Here is a 19294-nt window from a genome sequence, read left to right on the forward strand (position 1 = left end):
TGCATCAATACTACAATAAGCATGTCACGATTTATTCCACTTGTTTTTTTAGCAAGTCTTTTTATTTTTAATTCCTGCGCAGTAAAAAATCAGCTGTCGAGCTATTGGCAAAAAAATGAAAATTTCAATTCCGAAACCTACGCTGTTAAGGAGGCAAATTATTACAGTCCCGATGATCGAATAAGCATTAAGCTATTCAATAACAACCAGTTCATTGACATTGTTTTAGAAACAAATTCGACCAACACCCTTCGTAAAATATATAATTTAGGACTTAGTGTTTGGATCGATTCCAAAGCAAAACTTCAAAACAATTTTGCCATAAACTATCCAATGCCCAGTGAATTCCCTTATTCAGAAGAAAAATTTAAAGCTTATTTATCTCGTTTTTCTCTTGTTGAGTTGAATGAGGAATTTTTGGATCGATTTCAAGAATATGAAGTAGTTAACACAAAAAGAAATGAAACCATAACAATAAGTACTCTTCAAAATGACGATACGTATCAAGTAAAACTAATTTCTAAAAATGAAGTTTTATTTAGTTATCATATTCGGATTCCGATGAACGAATTTTATTCGGAAGCTGGTGCTGAAAATAAAATAATAGGCATTGGCATATCTAGCATTAATGAAGCAAATGAAGTATATCATTCGGCCTTAAGCAGTAAGGAATATATCAGTAAACGAATGGAAAGGTTAAAAGCCGGAACCAATCAGAACCCTTATGAGCTTTCCGAATGGTGGGTAAATTTTAAATTATCGACCGAGGAAAACCAGTAGTTTAAAATTTAAAATAAAAATCTTTTGTAAGATCGATATATTCTGGCGAATAAACGTGTCTTTCCCCATTTTCCACGATTAATTCGCCCAATTGCACTTCGCATTTTTGCAAAACAAATTCAAGCAGATATCGTTTCGCCGGTTTCCCCGGATTAGGCAGAACAGATATCCTTCTTTTCAGATAAAAGCCCGTTAATCGAGCTAATCTCTGAAAATACTCTCCTTCTGCCACCGGCAAAACAACAGCAAAAACACCCCCTTCATTAAGCAAATTCATTACTCCCTTCAGTAAATCTTCGAAAGGCAAATGATCGGCATGTCGAGCTTGAGTCCGCGATTCTTTTTTCGCTTTTAAACCATTCAAAAAATAAGGTGGATTACTTACAATTAAATCGTACTGAATCGTTGAAGCTTGGCAAAAATCCTGAAAAGACAGATGAAAGGCAGTCAATTTTGAAGTCCACGGACAGTTTGCAAAGTTATTAACAGCTTGTTGATAAGCACCCGATTCAATCTCAACGGCATCAATTTGAGTATCGGAATTGGTTCTTTGTGCCAACATCATTGCAATAAGTCCAGTTCCCGTTCCAATATCCAATATTCTATTCGTATTCGAAACATTTGCCCAAGCTCCTAAAAGAACCCCATCGGTTCCCACTTTCATTGCAGAACCGTCCTGATCGACTCTAAATTGTTTAAACTCAAAATAGTTATTTGCCATCGCTTTTAAAATTTCTCGAAAGCTCCCAAACCAAATAAAGCATAGTCATATTTTATTGGGTCTTTTGCATCCAATTTTCGAAGATTTTCGGTGATTTCTTCCACAGCAGGCCAATCGTTTTGCGTTCTTGTTAGCAATCCCAACTTTCGTCCTACGTTTCCTGTATGCACATCTAAAGGCAAATACAAGGCCGCAGGCGAAATTTTACTCCACAAACCAAAATCTACTCCTCGTTCATCTTTTCGCACCATCCACCTTAAAAACATATTTAGTCGCTTGGCAGCTGATTTCTTTAAAACATTAGAAATGTGTTTCTGACTTCGATCCAAATGTTCCGTCTCAAAAAACACATTTCTAAAATATACCAACGCTCCCTTTACACCTTTCGAGTCGGCAACTCCTTTCGAAAAGACAGCTTCCAGTCCTCCGTGATTCCGATAAATATTTTGCAGGGCTTTTAGAAAAAAAATACAATCCTCCTCATTAAACGTTCGATGTTTAAAACTTTTAAACCTCTCAAAATCGGCATTGGAAGCATTCAAAATAAACTCATGAGGTTGTTGTTCCATTCTCTCCATCAGCCATTTAGCATTGCGAATAATGGTAGGTCTTTGTCCCCAAGCGATACTAGCGCTAAGAAACCCAGAAATTTCAATATCTTCTTTCTTCGAAAAAGAACGAGGTATTTGTATAGGATCGCTTGTAATAAAAGATTCCCGATTGAATAAATTGAATTTCTCGTCCAAAAATTCCTTAAGCTCAGGATAGGAAAGCTTAGTTACTTTCATCGATTCGCCCATCTGAAATAATAATTTTTCGGTCCGACATATCCGCCAATTCCATATCGTGTGTTACAATCACGAAAGTTTGCTGGAAACGATCCCGTAAGGTAAAAAATAGTTCATGAAGCTCCTGACGAGTTTTTGAATCTAAATTCCCAGAAGGCTCATCGGCCAAAATAACGATAGGATCATTAATCAAAGCTCTTGCCACCGCAACCCGTTGCTTTTCTCCGCCCGAAAGTTCGGCAGGCTTATGATCTATTCGATGTGCAAGATTCAGCATTTCCAATAACTCCTTAGCCTTAGCGGTAGCTTCCGCCCTCGACTTTTTCGCAATAAAAGCTGGAATACAAACATTCTCTAAAGCAGTAAACTCAGGTAACAAATGATGAAACTGAAAAACAAAACCTATATTAGAATTTCGAAATGCCGCCAATTCTTTTTCATTGTAGGAAGTAATATCTACACCATCGAAAAGAACTTTTCCAGAATCGGGTCTGTCTAAAGTTCCCAAAATTTGTAGTAAAGTTGTTTTACCGGCACCACTGGATCCCACAACGGAAACAATTTCCCCTTTTGTGATCTTCAGATCAATTCCTTTCAGAACATCCACCGTTCCAAAACTTTTTTTGATTTTATCAGCAGTTATCATAGCAAGCTGTTACTTTGTGAAAACTAAATATACATAAATCAAATAAACCGCCAGTAGTAAAAATCCTTTCCATCGATGCAACTTCCCCTTATGTAAGGGCAAAATCAGTAAAAATAAAAGAAATGAAACTCCTAACATGATAAGGATATCAAAAGAGATAATTTGATCACTTATAAATATATTTTTAATAATGGATGTTACTCCCAACACCCCGAATATATTGAATATATTAGAACCGATAATATTTCCAATGGAAATATCCATCTCCTTTTTATAAGCTGCAACTGCAGAGGTAGCCAACTCGGGAACCGAAGTTCCAAAAGCCACTAAGGTTAACCCAACTACTCTTTCGCTTACCCCAAAATCAAGTGCAATATTCTTCGCACTACCAACCAAAATATTTGCACCAAAATACAAGCCCACTGATGACGCAATAATTAAAAGTATTGCAACAAAAATAGAATACTTAGCCTCTTTAAAATCGGTAGATAATGATTTTCTCTCTTTCCTTGACTTCCAAATGGTCCACACCATAAATACGACCAACAAACAAATGAAAATAATTCCTTCGTAGTACTCTAATTGCTGATTTAATATGAAAATATAAAACAAGAGGGATGCTCCCATCATAAAAGGCCAATCGAATTTAATCGAATTACTGCGAACCGGCAAAGGCATTAATATGGCAGTAAAACCAAGTACTAAAGCAATGTTGGCAATATTTGAGCCAATTACATTACCAATGGCTATATCGGGACTACCATGAAGCGCCGCATCTAAGCTCACAAAAAGCTCGGGTGCCGATGTTCCGAAAGAAACTACAGTTACGCCAACAACAAGGGTAGAAATTTTAAAATGAGAAGAAAGTGCTACTCCTCCTTTTACTAACAAATCTCCGCTATATAGAAGTATAACGAAACCAATAAATAGATATAAATAGTCCATTGAAATAAAAAAAAATTCCACACTATATTGGTGGAATGATAAATTCTAAAGTATAGGATTATAACTTTTTAGTAAGGTCATCCTTAAAATCCTTAATATGATCGAGAACTTCAGTTTCCTTTCTGATCTCGCTTTTGATATCTTCCGTTGCCCGCTTGAATTCTTTCATGCCTTTGCCCAATCCTTGAGCTAGTTCAGGAATTTTCTTCGACCCGAACAACAACAGAACAACAATTAGCACAACAACTATTTCACCGCCACTAATAAATAAAAGAATACTATCCATTTGCTTGATATTTTCAACAAATATACCGAAGAAATTTTAAATCATAGATATAGATTGCAATTCGATTAAAAACAAGTCAAAAAAAATCCCTCGAATCATACGATTCGAGGGACTCCATTTATAATTAGATTCTAATTATTTCTTTTTCACTTTTGTCATACGTAAACTTGTATCGTAAGCAATTGGTGTTGCAATAAATAGCGATGAATAGGTACCAACCAAAACTCCGACTAATAATGCAAATGTAAATCCTTGAATGGAAGTTCCACCAAAAATAAAGATAGCTAACAACACAACCATAGTAGACAAGGAAGTACTAAAAGTACGACGTAATGTACTATTTAAAGCACTATCCACCACCTCAACACTATCGCGTTTTGGATACAATCCAACATACTCACGAATACGGTCAAATACAACCACGGTATCATTAATCGAATAACCAACCACAGTAAGTATTGCGGCAATAAATGCCTGATCAATTTCTAATGAGAATGGCAACCATCCGTAACACAAGGAGAAAATACCCAATACAATAATTGAATCGTGAGCCAAAGCTGCAATTGCTCCTAAACCATACTGCCAGTTCGAGAAACGAACCATGATGTAAAGGAAAATCACGATCAATGCAAATAAGATAGACAATACTGCAGACTGACGAATATCATCAGCAATAGTAGGACCCACTTTTTGGGACATTTTTCTATTGTTCTCCAAGAAATCAACTTTAGAAACACCATTTAAATATGGTTTTAATCCTGTATAAAGTAGTTCTTCTACTTCATCATCCACTTCGTTTCCTGATTCCTCAATTTTATATTTTGTTGTAATTTTCACCTGAGAATCTCCACCAAAGGTTTTCACCTCTGGAGCGTGTCCATAAACAACATCTAACGACTTAGCAACTGCTTCAACCGAAACTGGTTGATCGAAAGCAACCACATAAGTTCTACCTCCGGTAAAATCGATACCTTGATTTAAACCTCTTGTAGCAAGAGATCCAATACTAACAAGAATAGCAATACCAGAAATCACATAAAAAACTTTTCTTTTCTCTAAGAATTTAATCGAAGAATTTCGCAACCAGTTATCAGTAAACTTGGTTGTAAAAGTTACATTCCTATTTCTTTTTAAAGATGCTTCAATAATTAATCGAGTGATAAAGATTGCTGCAAATAAAGAGGAGAAAATACCAATTACCAAAGTAGTTGCAAAACCTTTAATTGGACCTTCACCAAAAAGATAAAGAATAATACCTGTTAATAAGGTAGTAATATTACCATCAATAATCGCAGAATAAGCATTCTTGTATCCATCGGATACCGCTAGACTTAATCCTTTTCCACCTTTCAGCTCTTCCTGAATACGTTCATAAATCAGCACGTTCGCATCCACCGACATACCAATTGTTAATACAATACCCGCAATACCTGGTAAAGTAAGTACAGCACCTAAAGAAGCAAGTATTCCAAAAATGAAGAACAAGTTGGCAATCAAAGCGATATTTGCAGTAAGACCAGCACCTTTACTATAAAAGAAGAACATATAAACCAACACTAAACCAAAAGCAATCATAAATGACCACATTCCTTGTTGAATAGATTCCTGTCCTAAAGATGGCCCAACAACTTCATCAGCAATAATATGCGCTGGAGCAGGCAATTTACCTGACTTCAATATGTTTGCAAGATCCTTCGCCTCAGCAATAGTGAAATCTCCACTAATACTAGACTGTCCACCTTTAATTTCACCAATTACATTAGGCGCAGAATATACATATCCGTCCAAAACAATTGCAATTGCACGGTCCACGTTATCTTTGGTTAAACGAGCCCACACTTTTGCTCCCTCACCACTCATACTCATCGAAACCTCAGCCTGAGCTTTATCTTGATCTATTTGCTCACGAGCAGAAGTAACAGCATCGCCATCAAGTGGTGCTTTTCCATCGCGACTGGTTACTTTGATAGCAAACAGTTCGAACACATTACCACCTTCGTCGATAGATTTAACACCCCAGAAGAATTTCAAATTACGAGGCATTACTGATTGAACAGCAGGCATAGCTAAAATCTGATTTACTGCTGCGGTATCTTTAATATGTGACATACCAACAACCGCTTTGGAAGATCCTCTTTGAGTAGGATTTAAAACAGAAAATAGTGGGTATTTTTTAGCAATTTCTTTTGCATTAAGATCGGTTACAGAATCGGTAGCTGTTTCTTCAATTTTATCTAAAAGAGCAACATCTTCTTCTTTCGCTTCTTCTTTCACCTCTTCGGCAACAACTTCAGTTGCCTCAGTAGTAGGCTCTGCAATTGTATTAATAGCTACTAATTTTTCGTTAGCTGCATTTAAATACGGAGTAACCTCACTTGCAGTGTAAGTTTCCCAGAATTCAAGACTTGCAGTTCCTTGTAGTAATTTACGTACACGAGCTGCATCCTTAATACCTGGAAGTTCGATAATAATACGACCCGAAACATCCGCTTTTTGAATATTTGGTTGCGCAACACCGAAACGGTCAATACGAGAACGAAGAATATTAAATGTATTATCAATTGCTGCATCAGCTTCCGTTTTGATCACTTTTAACACCTCGGCATTAGAAGCTCCAAAAGGAATTTTATCTTTTAACTCTAAAGTTCCGAAGATATCTGGAGACGATAATTGAGCACTTGGATTAATTGACTCGAAGGCTTCCCCAAAAAGAACAACAAATTCTTTTTGACTATCCTTTTGCATCGCTTTAGCTTTAGCTATGGCAGCTACAAAAGTTTCATCTTTGCTATTATTGGCCATTGCCTGAATAATATCAATTACTGAAACCTCCATGGTAACGTTCATACCTCCCTTAAGGTCAAGCCCAAGGTTCAATTCTAATTCCTTACACTCTTTGTAAGAATAATCTTTAATCCAAAGAAAATTGTAAACTCCTTCTCCCCTAATGGAGTCAAGATAAGCTTGTTCCTTCTTAATATCGCCAGCTCCGAACTCTTGAGCTTTCTTTTCAACTGATTTGGTAACGTAAGTAAATGTCAATTGATACAAACTCACCAACGCAAAGAGTATAGCGAGTAGACGAATCGCTCCTTTATTTCGCATGTGTTTAGGTTTATTTAATTCTTATTTATGTGGTACTTTATATTTTTAACCGCAAATTATCGCACAAATATATTAATTTTTTTCAAATTCCTTTGTTCAATAATCTCAGGGATTTAACGGACTTGGCGTCTTTGTTAAAAGAGCTAAGATTTAACCAAGTTTTAATTCCATAATTTGTCGCTCATAATCTATAATTGCATGATGTTTTAGGAGGAAATCGCTACCAAGTAATCCGCAAATTTCCCTAGAACAGTGCTCCCTGTACATTTCGTTTATTCCTGCCAAATCTATTAATGCACAATGAAAATCAGCAACTAACAACTCTCCTAATTGGAATGAATCTATCTTAACCATTTCTGTATTTAAGCTCCCTTCGCCCAAACCACGAGATTTTATTTCTGATGTTTGATGTTCGGACACTGTATAAGCAGGCACAAAATTACGATCTAAAACCGTTTTCGAAGCTCCCGTATCAATAACCAAATCTCCTTCGTGATTGCTGTTTACTTTACACCTGACCAACAAATGAAAACTTTCATTTTCAAGTTCAATAATCTCTATAGGAATTTCAATTTTCATAGGCTTTATGAACAAAGGATAGCAAATATACCAAAAGAACAGAAAATTGTATCATAAAATATGATAAAACCCTTAAAATAGTAATTCGTGTATCTAATACTTCTTTAAATGTAAAAACTCTTTCACCGAAAAAAATATCCTATTGCTTGCTACAAAAAAAAGGTTGTCTCGAAATGAGACAACCTTTATATTCTAAAGAAATGATCTTCGTATAATTACGAAAGAATCTTCATTCCGTCCAATACTTTCATTACAGATTTAACGGCTTCAGCTGAACCTTTCAACAATTCCATTTCCTCTTTATTCAATTTCACTTCGATTACTTTCTCGATACCGTTTTTACCTAAAACAACTGGTACACCTAAGAAAATATCTTTCATTCCGTATTCTCCGTTTAATAGAGCGCATACTGGGAAAATTCTTTTTTGATCGCGAACAATAGCTTCAACCATTTGAGCTGCTGCAGCGCCTGGAGCATACCAAGCTGAAGTTCCCATTAAGTTAACCAATTCGCCACCACCGAATTTAGTTCTTTCGATAATTGCGTTCAATTTATCTTCTTCGATCAAATCGGTTACAGGAATACCAGCAACAGTAGTATAACGAGGAAGTGGAACCATGGTATCTCCGTGTCCACCCATTAATAAAGCTTGAATATCCTTAGGAGAAACATTTAATTCTTCAGCAAGGAAAGCACGGTAACGAGCAGTATCCAATACACCAGCCATACCAAAAACTTTGTTTGATGCTTTTTTCGCTGTTAAAAAAGCAGCATAAGTCATAACATCCAAAGGATTAGATACGATAATGATGATTGCATCAGGAGAATGAGCAATTACATTTTCAGTAACCATTTTAACGATACCTGCGTTAGTAGCGATTAAGTCATCACGACTCATTCCTGGCTTACGAGGAAGACCTGATGTAATTACAACAACTTCTGATCCTGCAGTAGCTGCATAATCATTAGTTACCCCTTTAACTCTTGTATCGTAATAATTAATGGGAGCAGTTTGCCACATATCCAATGCTTTTCCTTCCGACAAACCATCTTTAATGTCAACAATAATTACTTCGTTTGCTAACTCCTTTTGGGCAATGCAATTTGCGCAAGTTGCTCCAACATTTCCTGCACCTACAACGGTAATTTTCATAAGGCTTTAATCTTTTGATTATATCTGTTTATATTCGTCTCAATGGAGAATTTTTTCTTTATTGGATAGCAAATATATATACAATGCTATAAAATAATTAAGAAAAAGACCTGCTTTTCAACAGTATCACTTAAATATATAAAAATAAAAATACAACAATCTATCTTCTGACATATTTAACTACTTCTTGCGTGGGTATAAACACCCATTCAGGCGATTCTGTTAAATAACGATAAACTGATCTTATTATCCGATGCTATATTTGTTGGGCCAAACTAAGATTCGTGTCGGAAATAAAAATAGATTCAATTATTCAAAAAAAACATTTAAATTTTGAGATAGTGATTACGCAAACGATTACGGAAAATTTTCTCTTATCCAAAAAAAAGAAAAACGCAAGAGAATATATCCCCTGCGCTTCCTAATGAAAACATTTGTTTTCCTATTTGATAATTTCCTTAATTTCGGAGATAATTTTTTCTGCTAACCGATTTGCTGTATCCTCATTTTCGCTTTCTGAATAAATTCGGATAATAGGCTCCGTATTAGATTTTCGAAGGTGAACCCATTCCGATTCAAAATCAATTTTAACACCATCAATATCGTTCACTTTCTCGTTCTTATATTTCTGTTTCATGGCAACTAAAACTGCATCGACATCAATTTCTGGTGTTAGCTGAATTTTATTTTTAGAAATGAAATAATTAGGATAAGAAGCTCTTAACTCGGAAGCTTTTTTCTTTGTTTTTGCCATATGGGTTAAAATTAATGCCACTCCAACCAATGCATCCCTCCCGTAATGGCTTTCTGGATAAATGATTCCTCCATTTCCTTCCCCACCAATTACAGCATTATTTTCTTTCATTTTACTCACCACATTAACCTCTCCAACAGCTGATGCTTCGTACGATCCTCCATGTTTTTCGGTAACATCACGCAAAGCACGTGTTGAGGAAAGGTTAGAAACCGTATTACCCGGAGTATTTGCCAAAACGTAATCGGCACAAGCCACCAAAGTGTATTCTTCGCCAAACATGCTTCCATCTTCGTTCACAATCGCCAAACGATCTACATCCGGATCCACAACAAATCCTAAATCGGCGTTTCCTGCTTTCATTACCGAAGCAATTTCCGTTAAATGTTCGGGAAGTGGCTCTGGATTATGAGGGAATTGTCCGTTTGGCTCGCAATATAGCTCTACAACATTTTCAACGCCCAAAGCTTTCAACAATTGAGGAATTACGATTCCACCAACCGAATTTACTGCATCAATAGCCACTGTAAAATTGGCTTTACGGATCGCTTCCACATCTACCAACTTAAGTGCCAATACGTGATTGATATGTTTTTGAGTATAATTATCGACCCGAGAAAGTTGTCCTAAATCGTCCACATCAGCAAAATTAAAATCCTCATTAGCTGCAGTGGCAAGCACAATTTTCCCATCAACATCATTTAAAAATTCGCCTTTCTCATCCAACAATTTTAAGGCATTCCATTGTTTTGGATTGTGACTAGCAGTTAGAATAATACCTCCTTGTGCTTTTTCTTCGGTAACTGCAATTTCGGTTGTTGGTGTTGTTGCCAATCCAATTTCCACCACATCAATTCCTAAACCAAGAAGCGTACCAACCACAAGCATGTCGACCATTTCACCTGAAATCCTGGCATCACGTCCAACAACTACTTTTACTTTTTGCCCCTTATTTCGTCGCATCACCCAAGTACCATATGCGGCTGAAAATTTCACTACATCAAGAGGACTTAATCCATCTCCAACCTTACCGCCAATCGTACCTCTGATTCCGGATATTGATTTAATTAATGCCATATTATTTATTAAATTTTATTGTGTACAGATTTATTATAAAAGATCGAGAACGAAATTAAGTTCAAGATTTAGGAGACAAATTTATAATTTCGGTCAATAGTAAAAAACCAAAATACAAATTGATTTTCTTTATTTCACTTTTTTAAGCTAGCGAATTAATATATTCTTTGATTATTAGTACCTTTGCGGGTTCAGAACAATGATCATTTACTCAGAAATGGAAGAAAAAAAATACGGGAAAGATAGAAGAGAGAAATCTTCTTTTAGACCAAAAACAGAAAACGATAGAAAACCTGGTGGTACAAATCCTCGATTTAAAAAGGATTCAGAATCACGCAATAATGAGGGGAATTCAGAATATCCTCGACAAAGAAGAGATAATTCAGAAAAACCTTTTCAAAGAGATAACGCAAGACCACAATCGTCAAGAAGATTTGATGGTGACGATTCGGAAAGAAATTCCGACAGAAGAAGAACTAGATCGGAAGAACCGAATCGTAAATTTGGACGAGATTCGGAATCACGAAATAGAAATACTGGTGACCAATCAGACAATTCTGACAGACGTGGCCGCGAATCGAATAGAAACCCTAGAAACAATGACTCTAGATCAAGATCGTCTAGAACTGTTGATGACAGCAGAAACGAAAGAGACTCCTACCGAGGAAAACCCCGGGCTGGAGATTCCAATCGTAAATTTGGCCGAGACTCCGGTTCCAGAGATCGAAATTATAGTGACCGCTCGGAAAATTCTGATAAACGAAACCGTGAATTCGACAGAACCTCGCGAGACGATGATTCAAAATCAAGATCGCCAAGAAAATTCGACGATAGCAGATCGGAAAGAGATAGCGACCGAAGGAAATATAAATCAGACGACTCTGAATTCAGACCAAGAAGAGATGCTGATCGATCCAACAGAAGAGAAGAGAAATCCGATTTTACGAAAAAAGGAAAAAGATTTACAGATGATTTTGAGGAAGATCAGGATTTGAATGAAAAACCTTACGATCGATTTAAAAACAAGCCAGATAAGGAAACGCTGCAAAAAAAACATTACAGCAAAAAGAAACAATTAGCTTTTGCAAAAAAGTCGGGACCGGAAGATGGTCTGCTTCGATTGAACAAATATATTTCTAATACAGGTGCTTGTTCAAGAAGAACTGCCGATCAACGAATTGAGGAAGGCAGAATCACCGTTAACGGCGAAATTGTAAAAGAAGTAGGAACAAAGGTAAATATCGAAGATGTAATTTGCATGGATGGCAAACAATTGGAGGCCGAAGCAAAAGTATATTTAGTTTTAAACAAACCTAAAGATTTTGTAACTACTCTTGATGATCCATTGGGAAGAAAAACAGTTTTGGATTTAATTCAAAATGCTTGTAGTGAAAGAGTGTATCCTGTTGGACGACTGGATCGTATGACTACTGGAGTTTTATTATTCACCAACGATGGGGATTTAACGAAACGATTGACTCATCCAAGCTACAATAAGAAAAAGATTTACCATGTATTTTTGAATCGTGCAATTTCTCAGGAAGAATTGGATCAGGTAATTACTGGAATTGAGTTGGAAGATGGAGAAATTAAGGCTGATGCGATAAGTTTTGCTAGTGATACCGATAAAACACAGGTTGGAATAGAAATTCACTCGGGACGAAACAGAATTGTACGACGCATTTTTGAACACTTAGGCTACGAAATTGAAAAACTAGACCGTGTACTTTTTGCAGGAATTACAAAGAAAAATATTCCCCGAGGAAAGTGGAGATTCTTAAGCGAAAAAGAAGTGCAAATGCTTAAAATCTATTAATTTCGATAAGCATTTATCAAAATAAAAAAAAAATCCCGACAACTCGTCGGGATTTTTTTGAAATATGGGATGTTTAAAATTGCTTTAACAAATTAGCCATCTCAATAGCAGAAACCGCTGCTTCGAATCCTTTGTTTCCAGCTTTTGTTCCAGCACGCTCAATAGCTTGCTCGATAGAATCAGTAGTTAGAACACCAAAAATAACTGGTACTTCTGTATCTAAAGAAACGCTTGCTACCCCTTTGGTTACTTCCCCGGAAACATATTCGAAATGAGGAGTAGAACCTTTAATTACGGCACCTAAACAAATAACAGCATCGTATTTTCCACTTTTAGCCATTTTTTTGGCGATCAAAGGAATTTCGAATGCACCAGGAACCCAAGCCACATCCACATCATCCGTCGAAGCTCCATGGCGGTTAATAGCATCTAAAGCACCTGCTAATAATTTGCCTCCAATAAATTCATTAAAACGACCGGCAACAATACCGAATTTTAAATCTTTTGCAATTAATTTACCTTCAATAATATTCATTTTATTCGATTTTAAGATGCGAGTAATGAGATTTCAGCGAAGAAATTACCTTTTTAAATTCAAAAAGCAATTCTTGTTACCTCATTCACTCATTAACACATTTACTTTATTTTTTTATCATCATTTTGCAAATTCCACTTCACATCCTGATGTAACAGATGACCCATCTTATTCATTTTGGTCTGTAAATAGAATTCATTTTTTTCGTTACAAGTCATTTCAATCTCTTCACGAGCAACGATTTTTAAACCATAACCTTTTAACCCAGCTACTTTTAGTGGATTATTAGTCATTAAAGTCAAATTTTTAACGCCCAAATCGGCCAAAATAGCCGCGCCTATACCATAATCACGTAGGTCGGCTTTAAATCCTAATGCCAAATTCGCCTCTACCGTATCCATTCCCATATCCTGAAGTTGGTATGCTTTTAATTTATTCATTAAACCAATACCTCTTCCTTCCTGACGCATGTACAACAACACGCCTCTGCCTGCCTCTTCAATTCTTTTCATAGCTTCCTGTAACTGGTCCCCGCAATCGCATCGCATGGAACCAAACGCATCGCCAGTTAAACATTCCGAATGCACACGAACCAAAACTGGCTCTGTCGTATGAACATCTCCTTTAACCAAAGCAACATGATGCTCGCCAGTAATTTTATTCACATAACCATGAGCTCTAAATTCACCTTGTTTTGTTGGCATTTCTGTCTCGGTTACCTTTTCGATTACGCTCTCCGTTTGTCTACGATATTCAATTAGATCAGCAATTGTAATCATTTTAAGCTGATGCTTTTTAATATATTCTCTTAGTTGAGGAACACGAGCCATAGTTCCGTCCTCATTCATAATTTCGCAAATTACTCCTGCTGGATATAAACCCGCCATTCTAGCTAAATCTACTGCCGCCTCGGTATGTCCAGCCCGAACCAACACTCCATTTTTACGAGCTACCAAAGGAAAAATATGTCCCGGACGAGTAAAATCTTCTGGTTTTGCCTTCTTATCGAATACTTTTTTTATGGTATGAGCACGCTCATGAGCAGAAATACCTGTTGCACAATCTGCAGCATCGATACTAACGGTAAAAGCTGTTTGTTTTGCATCGGTATTGTTGTAAACCATCATATCAATGTTCAACTCATCCAAACGCTCTTTAACAATTGGCATACAAATTAAACCACCAGCTTGTCGAGCCATAAAATTAATTGCCTCAGGGGTTACCATTTCTGCCGCCATCAACAAATCCCCCTCATTTTCACGATCCTCATCGTCCACCACCACAATCATTTTTCCTAATTTGATGTCTTCGATCGCTTCTTCAATTGTATGAAATTTCATAATTTCTAGTATTGTTGTTGTTTATTTATTCTCTTATACGAATCCATTCTCTCTCAAGAAATTCATCGAAATGTCTTTTTTATCCGCTTTAGCGTTTTCCTCTTCTTTATGAAACATGAATTTCTCAATGTATTTAGCTGTCATGTCGCATTCCAAATTTACCTTCGCACCTATTTTTTTAGAAGTTAACGTGGTATCCTCCTGTGTCAATGGGATTATAGAAACCTTAAAAATTTTATCATCCACATAGGCCACAGTCAAGCTAATTCCATCAATTGCGATAGAACCTTTTTCTACAATATATTTCAAAATATTCTTAGGAGCCGCAATGCACACCCAAATGGCATTATCGTCGTGCTCCTTACTCACCACTTCTCCTAAGCCATCAACATGTCCGCTAAGCATATGGCCACCCATCCGATCGCCAAGACGAAGCGCGCGCTCTAAATTCACGCGGCTTCCCGCTCCCAACAATCCGAAATTTGTTCGGCTCATTGTCTCCGGCATTACATCCGCCGAAAAACCAGTTGAATTAAAAGCAACCACTGTCAAACAAATTCCATTGGTAGCAATACTATCGCCCAACTTCACATCATCCATAATTGTGCGAGCTGCAATCGTCAAGCGAATTGACTTGCCTCCACTTTGTATGGATTTAATGCTACCTATTTCTTCAATTAAACCTGTAAACATTTTATTTATAGATTGTTAGATGTAAGATATTAGATGTGAGATTTCACATCAAAACTCCTCATCTACATTTATTTTTTTTTATTTTCCCTGTTAGCAGCAGATCATTTCCAAGCTGCTCTATTTTAATACTCTCCAATTCAATCGCATCTTTCATCCATTCAATTCCTTCGCCTCCAACTGGTGATTTTGAATTGGCTCCACCAATAATTTTAGGAGCAATAAAAGAAATTACCTCATCCACAATTCCTGCCTCGAGTGCTGCAAAATTAAGCGTTGCTCCACCTTCCAATAAGATTCCATCTATTCCAGACACTCCAAGCTGCCTCATTAAATCACTAAGGTCCACTCTGCCATTTCTGGATTTTGTAACTAAAACTGTATTTCCCAATTCTTCGATCTGCTTCAATTTTATCGAATCCGCCTTTTCCGTTACCGCAACAATTGTTTTAGCCTGACTAGGCGTATTCACTATTTTTGAATGCAAAGGAATTCGTGCTGTACTATCCACCACAATCCTTACGGGATTTCTTCCTTCTCCTTTTTTCAATCGAGTTGTCAACATTGGATCATCTGCAATTACCGTATCCACACCAACTAATATTCCAGCCAGTTCATTTCTAATCTGATGAACATGTGCGCGTGACATTTCATTAGATACCCAACGAGAATCGCCAGTTTTACTAGCTATTTTACCATCTAAAGTCATGGCAGTTTTTAGAACTACATAGGGTACTTTATTTTGAATGAATTTTAGAAAAACACGATTTAAATAGCTCAATTCTTCACACAAATAACCGTATTCTACCTCAATTCCATTATCCTCCAATAACTTCACTCCTTTTCCTGCTACTAATGGATTAGGATCTAACATTCCAATTACCACTTTAGCAATTTTATTTTTCACAATTGCCTCGGCACAGGGTGGAGTTTTTCCATAATGCGAACATGGTTCCAGAGTAACAAACATGGTAGCTCCTTCTACCGATTCTGTAGCAGAACGAAAGGCATTTACCTCGGCATGCGGGCCACCAAAAAATTCATGATATCCTTCACCAATTATTTCATTATCGCGAACAATTACAGCACCAACCAAAGGATTAGGATTTACGCTTCCTATTCCTTTTTTAGCCAATTCAAAGGCTCTCTGCATGTATTGATATTCTTTACTCATTTGCATAAAAACAAAAAGCCCTGAACAGTTTATTAAACTATTCAGGGCATCTATTATAGGTATAGCCAAATGGAAATTACATCCATTGACATGAATCAATCAATTTGATTAATTGTTTTTCTTCTCCCATCCAGACTGTACTGTCGGTACTGGAATCACACCAGTTCAATCTCGTTAAAGATTCGCGGACTATCACCGCCGGTCGGGAATTTCACCCTGCCCTGAAGAAACAATAAATATGTTAGAACAAAGATAACCGTCCTTATTCTGCTACAAATATATAGTTTTAGAAAATAAAAACAAACCAAATAATCCGTCTTTACAACCCTCAACAATTGTCTATATCAAAAAAAAAGAGTTCTTCCCTCCAAATAGTACACAATCTAGAAGTATTAATAAGGATATTCCTCAAAAAAAAGTCCTTTAGTTCTCAAATCTATCCTAATGAGTGGCAGACATTTCGTAAATGGTATTAATTCTACTATCTTTGCAAAAATTTTTAAATCACTAAATTGGAGTACATATGCCTCATAAATCAGGTTTTGTAAATATTATTGGAAATCCCAACGTTGGGAAATCAACCTTAATGAATAATTTGGTTGGGGAACGCATCTCGATTATTACCTCAAAATCACAGACCACGCGTCACCGAATTAAAGGAATTGTTAATGGAGATGATTTTCAAATCGTATACTCTGATACCCCAGGAGTTTTGCAGCCAAACTACAAGCTTCAGGAGTCGATGATGAAATTTTCGACTTCGGCATTGGTTGATGCTGACGTTATTTTATATGTTACCGATGTTATTGAAACGATCGATAAAAACGAAGAATTCCTTAAAAAGGTTCAAAATTCGGAGGTTCCAGTACTTTTGCTGATTAATAAAATTGATTTAACGGATCAGGAAAAATTAAACAAATTGGTTGATCGCTGGAAAGTAACACTTCCTAAGGCTGAAATATTCCCAATGTCGGCAACTGAGAATTTTAATATATCGAATGTATTCAATAGAATTCTGGAACTTTTACCAGTAGCTCCTCCTTTTTTCGCGAAAGATGAGCTTACCGATAAACCATCCCGTTTCTTTGTGAACGAAATTATTCGAGAAAAAATACTTATCCATTACGAAAAAGAAATTCCATATTCGGTAGAAGTAGTAGTAGAAGAGTTTAAAGATGAGCCAAAAATCATCAACATTATGGCTGTAATTAATGTCGAACGAACTTCTCAAAAAGGAATTATCATTGGACATCAGGGAAAAGCATTAAAAAAAGTAGGTACAGAAGCCCGACTAGACATGGAAAAGTTCTTTGGCAAAAAAGTATTTTTAAAATTATACGTTAAAGTTGCAAAGGACTGGAGAAGCAAAGACTCTCATTTAAAAGATTTTGGATACAATCAATAAGTACCGAACGGTATTGATACATCAGTAAAGATCTTTAAGATTTAATCAATTGAATAAGAATTACACGCAGAGATTGCGTTAGAAAAATAAGATAATGAGCAATATAGTTGCAATTGTAGGAAGACCAAATGTTGGAAAATCTACACTTTTTAATCGATTATCAGGTACACGAAAAGCAATCGTAAACGAAACTGCTGGCGTTACCCGTGATCGTAATTACGGAAAATCGGAATGGAATGGCGTAGAATTTTCCATTATTGATACGGGAGGTTACGCTACTAATTCAGAAGATATTTTTGAGGAGGAAATTCGCAAACAGGTAATGATTGCCATTGAGGAAGCCGATTCGATTCTTTTTGTTTTAGATGTGCAACATGGAATTACCGATTTAGATACCGCTGTTGCAGGTATTCTTCGACGCACCAAAAAGAAAGTATACCTAGTTGCAAATAAAGCTGACAACTCAGATTTAATTTTTGCAGCCAACGAATTTTATTCCATAGGTATGAACGGACAGGTTTTTCCAATTTCATCGGTAAATGGATCGGGAACTGGAGATTTACTGGATGCTGTAGTGGCTGATTTTGACATTAAACCAAACGACGATGATGAAAATCTTCCAAGAATAGCATTTGTTGGTCGTCCAAACGTCGGAAAATCGTCTACTGTAAATGCTTTGGTTGGTATAGACCGAAACATTGTAACCGATGTTGCCGGCACAACAAGAGATTCGATACATACACGATTTCAGAAATTTGGTCATGATTTTATCATGGTAGATACTGCCGGGGTTCGTAAAAAACCTAAGGTTCACGAAGATTTGGAATTCTATTCGGTAATGCGATCTATCAGAACCATTGAAAGTGCTGATGTTTGTGTTTTGATTTTAGATGCTACGCGTGGAATTGAAGCACAAGATTTAAGTATTCTTGATATCATCATCAACAATCGTAAAGGAGTTGTGATCATGATTAACAAATGGGATTTGGTGGATAAAGAAACCAATACCATGAAAGAATTTGAGGAGGAGATAAGAAATCGCATTGCACCATTTAGAGATGTTCCAATCATTTTCACCTCTGCCCTTACCAAACAACGACTAATTCAGGTTTTGGAATCGGCACTTGAAGTTTACGAAAATCGTATTCGCAAAATACCAACTTCGGAACTAAATAATGTTATGCAAAAAGCAATAGCTGCGCTTAATCCTCCTGCTTTAAAAGGGAAGTTCATAAAAATAAAATATGTAACGCAGCTACCTACTTTTGCACCAACATTTGCATTTTACTGCAATCTTCCTCAATATATTAAAGATCCTTACAAAAGATATCTTGAGAATCAGATTCGCAAAAACTGGTCCTTTACCGGAGTACCAATGCAAATTTTTGTGAGAAAAAAATAATTTGCTGTACCCAGCAGAAACAAAAGCCGATTCAGATATACTGAATCGGTTTTTTTATGTCGTGAACTGAAAATAATTTTTGATAACTAATATTTTA

Annotated in this window: 17 protein-coding genes and 1 riboswitch; of the genes, 4 read left to right on the forward strand and 13 right to left on the reverse strand. The window is 36.4% G+C overall.

The window, feature by feature from the left end:
• Positions 1 to 21: 21 nt before the first annotated feature.
• Entirely contained in the window at positions 22 to 780 is a 759-nt protein-coding gene (locus BZG02_RS15735; RefSeq protein WP_101262423.1) for a hypothetical protein, read from the forward strand.
• A gap of 1 nt (position 781) precedes the next feature.
• Here BZG02_RS15735 and BZG02_RS15740 read toward each other — a convergent pair whose 3' ends face one another.
• From BZG02_RS15740 to glmM, 9 genes are all read right to left on the reverse strand, one after another.
• On the reverse strand, positions 782 to 1501 hold the full coding sequence (locus tag BZG02_RS15740; RefSeq protein WP_101262425.1) for a tRNA1(Val) (adenine(37)-N6)-methyltransferase: 720 nt from the start codon (positions 1499 to 1501) through the stop codon (positions 782 to 784).
• A 5-nt stretch (positions 1502 to 1506) separates the two neighbouring features.
• Positions 1507 to 2289, reverse strand: coding sequence for a TIGR02757 family protein (locus BZG02_RS15745; protein ID WP_101262551.1), 783 nt, complete (start codon positions 2287 to 2289; stop codon positions 1507 to 1509).
• Positions 2276 to 2935, reverse strand: coding sequence for an ABC transporter ATP-binding protein (locus BZG02_RS15750; RefSeq protein ID WP_101262427.1), 660 nt, complete (start codon positions 2933 to 2935; stop codon positions 2276 to 2278). The genes BZG02_RS15745 and BZG02_RS15750 overlap by 14 nt, the downstream gene beginning before the upstream one ends.
• A 9-nt stretch (positions 2936 to 2944) precedes the next feature.
• Complete coding sequence (locus tag BZG02_RS15755) at positions 2945 to 3880, reverse strand: calcium/sodium antiporter (RefSeq protein ID WP_101262429.1); 936 nt, start codon at positions 3878 to 3880, stop codon at positions 2945 to 2947.
• A 58-nt stretch (positions 3881 to 3938) separates the two neighbouring features.
• Positions 3939 to 4166, reverse strand: a complete 228-nt coding sequence (gene tatA, locus BZG02_RS15760) for a twin-arginine translocase TatA/TatE family subunit (protein ID WP_101262431.1) — start codon at positions 4164 to 4166, stop codon at positions 3939 to 3941.
• Between the two features lie 135 nt (positions 4167 to 4301).
• On the reverse strand, positions 4302 to 7271 hold the full coding sequence (secDF, locus tag BZG02_RS15765; RefSeq protein WP_101262433.1) for a protein translocase subunit SecDF: 2970 nt from the start codon (positions 7269 to 7271) through the stop codon (positions 4302 to 4304).
• A 150-nt stretch (positions 7272 to 7421) separates the two neighbouring features.
• Positions 7422 to 7850 (reverse strand): aspartyl protease family protein, encoded by a 429-nt coding sequence (locus tag BZG02_RS15770; protein WP_101262435.1) that lies wholly within the window; start codon positions 7848 to 7850, stop codon positions 7422 to 7424.
• Between the two features lie 215 nt (positions 7851 to 8065).
• On the reverse strand, positions 8066 to 9004 hold the full coding sequence (gene mdh / locus BZG02_RS15775; protein WP_101262437.1) for a malate dehydrogenase: 939 nt from the start codon (positions 9002 to 9004) through the stop codon (positions 8066 to 8068).
• Between the two features lie 442 nt (positions 9005 to 9446).
• Positions 9447 to 10835 carry a phosphoglucosamine mutase gene (gene glmM, locus BZG02_RS15780; RefSeq protein ID WP_101262440.1) on the reverse strand — a complete coding sequence of 463 codons (1389 nt, stop codon included), beginning with the start codon at positions 10833 to 10835 and terminating at the stop codon, positions 9447 to 9449.
• A gap of 217 nt (positions 10836 to 11052) precedes the next feature.
• Here glmM and BZG02_RS15785 point away from each other — a divergent pair, with 217 nt between their 5' ends.
• Positions 11053 to 12651, forward strand: coding sequence for a pseudouridine synthase (locus BZG02_RS15785; protein WP_101262553.1), 1599 nt, complete (start codon positions 11053 to 11055; stop codon positions 12649 to 12651).
• A 73-nt stretch (positions 12652 to 12724) separates the two neighbouring features.
• Here BZG02_RS15785 and ribH read toward each other — a convergent pair whose 3' ends face one another.
• The 4 genes from ribH to ribD form a co-directional block, all read right to left on the reverse strand.
• On the reverse strand, positions 12725 to 13186 hold the full coding sequence (ribH, locus tag BZG02_RS15790; protein WP_101262442.1) for a 6,7-dimethyl-8-ribityllumazine synthase: 462 nt from the start codon (positions 13184 to 13186) through the stop codon (positions 12725 to 12727).
• Between the two features lie 101 nt (positions 13187 to 13287).
• Positions 13288 to 14526, reverse strand: coding sequence for a bifunctional 3,4-dihydroxy-2-butanone-4-phosphate synthase/GTP cyclohydrolase II (locus BZG02_RS15795; protein WP_180335752.1), 1239 nt, complete (start codon positions 14524 to 14526; stop codon positions 13288 to 13290).
• 33 nt (positions 14527 to 14559) lie between these two features.
• Positions 14560 to 15219, reverse strand: a complete 660-nt coding sequence (locus tag BZG02_RS15800; protein WP_101262446.1) for a riboflavin synthase — start codon at positions 15217 to 15219, stop codon at positions 14560 to 14562.
• Positions 15220 to 15277: 58 nt separating this feature from the next.
• On the reverse strand, positions 15278 to 16396 hold the full coding sequence (ribD, locus tag BZG02_RS15805; RefSeq protein WP_342746988.1) for a bifunctional diaminohydroxyphosphoribosylaminopyrimidine deaminase/5-amino-6-(5-phosphoribosylamino)uracil reductase RibD: 1119 nt from the start codon (positions 16394 to 16396) through the stop codon (positions 15278 to 15280).
• A 108-nt stretch (positions 16397 to 16504) separates the two neighbouring features.
• Positions 16505 to 16623, reverse strand: a riboswitch (FMN riboswitch).
• A 290-nt stretch (positions 16624 to 16913) separates the two neighbouring features.
• Here ribD and era point away from each other — a divergent pair.
• Both era and der read left to right on the forward strand, forming a co-directional pair.
• A complete protein-coding gene (gene era / locus BZG02_RS15810) occupies positions 16914 to 17795 on the forward strand; it encodes a GTPase Era (RefSeq protein ID WP_101262448.1) in 882 nt (293 codons plus the stop codon).
• 94 nt (positions 17796 to 17889) lie between these two features.
• Entirely contained in the window at positions 17890 to 19197 is a 1308-nt protein-coding gene (gene der, locus BZG02_RS15815; RefSeq protein ID WP_101262450.1) for a ribosome biogenesis GTPase Der, read from the forward strand.
• Positions 19198 to 19294: the final 97 nt, after the last annotated feature.

The organism is Labilibaculum filiforme, from assembly GCF_002843315.1.
Classification (GTDB): Bacteria; Bacteroidota; Bacteroidia; order Bacteroidales; family Marinifilaceae; genus Labilibaculum; species Labilibaculum filiforme.

Excerpts from the sequence above, each read along its gene's own strand:
- BZG02_RS15735 (WP_101262423.1), top strand. The coding sequence starts at position 22 with ATGTCACGATTTATTCCACTTGTTTTTTTAGCAAGTCTTTTTATTTTT.
- BZG02_RS15740 (WP_101262425.1), bottom strand. The coding sequence starts at position 1,501 with ATGGCAAATAACTATTTTGAGTTTAAACAATTTAGAGTCGATCAGGAC.
- BZG02_RS15745 (WP_101262551.1), bottom strand. The coding sequence starts at position 2,289 with ATGAAAGTAACTAAGCTTTCCTATCCTGAGCTTAAGGAATTTTTGGAC.
- BZG02_RS15750 (WP_101262427.1), bottom strand. The coding sequence starts at position 2,935 with ATGATAACTGCTGATAAAATCAAAAAAAGTTTTGGAACGGTGGATGTT.
- BZG02_RS15755 (WP_101262429.1), bottom strand. The coding sequence starts at position 3,880 with ATGGACTATTTATATCTATTTATTGGTTTCGTTATACTTCTATATAGC.
- tatA (WP_101262431.1), bottom strand. The coding sequence starts at position 4,166 with ATGGATAGTATTCTTTTATTTATTAGTGGCGGTGAAATAGTTGTTGTG.
- secDF (WP_101262433.1), bottom strand. The coding sequence starts at position 7,271 with ATGCGAAATAAAGGAGCGATTCGTCTACTCGCTATACTCTTTGCGTTG.
- BZG02_RS15770 (WP_101262435.1), bottom strand. The coding sequence starts at position 7,850 with ATGAAAATTGAAATTCCTATAGAGATTATTGAACTTGAAAATGAAAGT.
- mdh (WP_101262437.1), bottom strand. The coding sequence starts at position 9,004 with ATGAAAATTACCGTTGTAGGTGCAGGAAATGTTGGAGCAACTTGCGCA.
- glmM (WP_101262440.1), bottom strand. The coding sequence starts at position 10,835 with ATGGCATTAATTAAATCAATATCCGGAATCAGAGGTACGATTGGCGGT.
- BZG02_RS15785 (WP_101262553.1), top strand. The coding sequence starts at position 11,053 with ATGGAAGAAAAAAAATACGGGAAAGATAGAAGAGAGAAATCTTCTTTT.
- ribH (WP_101262442.1), bottom strand. The coding sequence starts at position 13,186 with ATGAATATTATTGAAGGTAAATTAATTGCAAAAGATTTAAAATTCGGT.
- BZG02_RS15795 (WP_180335752.1), bottom strand. The coding sequence starts at position 14,526 with ATGAAATTTCATACAATTGAAGAAGCGATCGAAGACATCAAATTAGGA.
- BZG02_RS15800 (WP_101262446.1), bottom strand. The coding sequence starts at position 15,219 with ATGTTTACAGGTTTAATTGAAGAAATAGGTAGCATTAAATCCATACAA.
- ribD (WP_342746988.1), bottom strand. The coding sequence starts at position 16,396 with ATGCAAATGAGTAAAGAATATCAATACATGCAGAGAGCCTTTGAATTG.
- era (WP_101262448.1), top strand. The coding sequence starts at position 16,914 with ATGCCTCATAAATCAGGTTTTGTAAATATTATTGGAAATCCCAACGTT.
- der (WP_101262450.1), top strand. The coding sequence starts at position 17,890 with ATGAGCAATATAGTTGCAATTGTAGGAAGACCAAATGTTGGAAAATCT.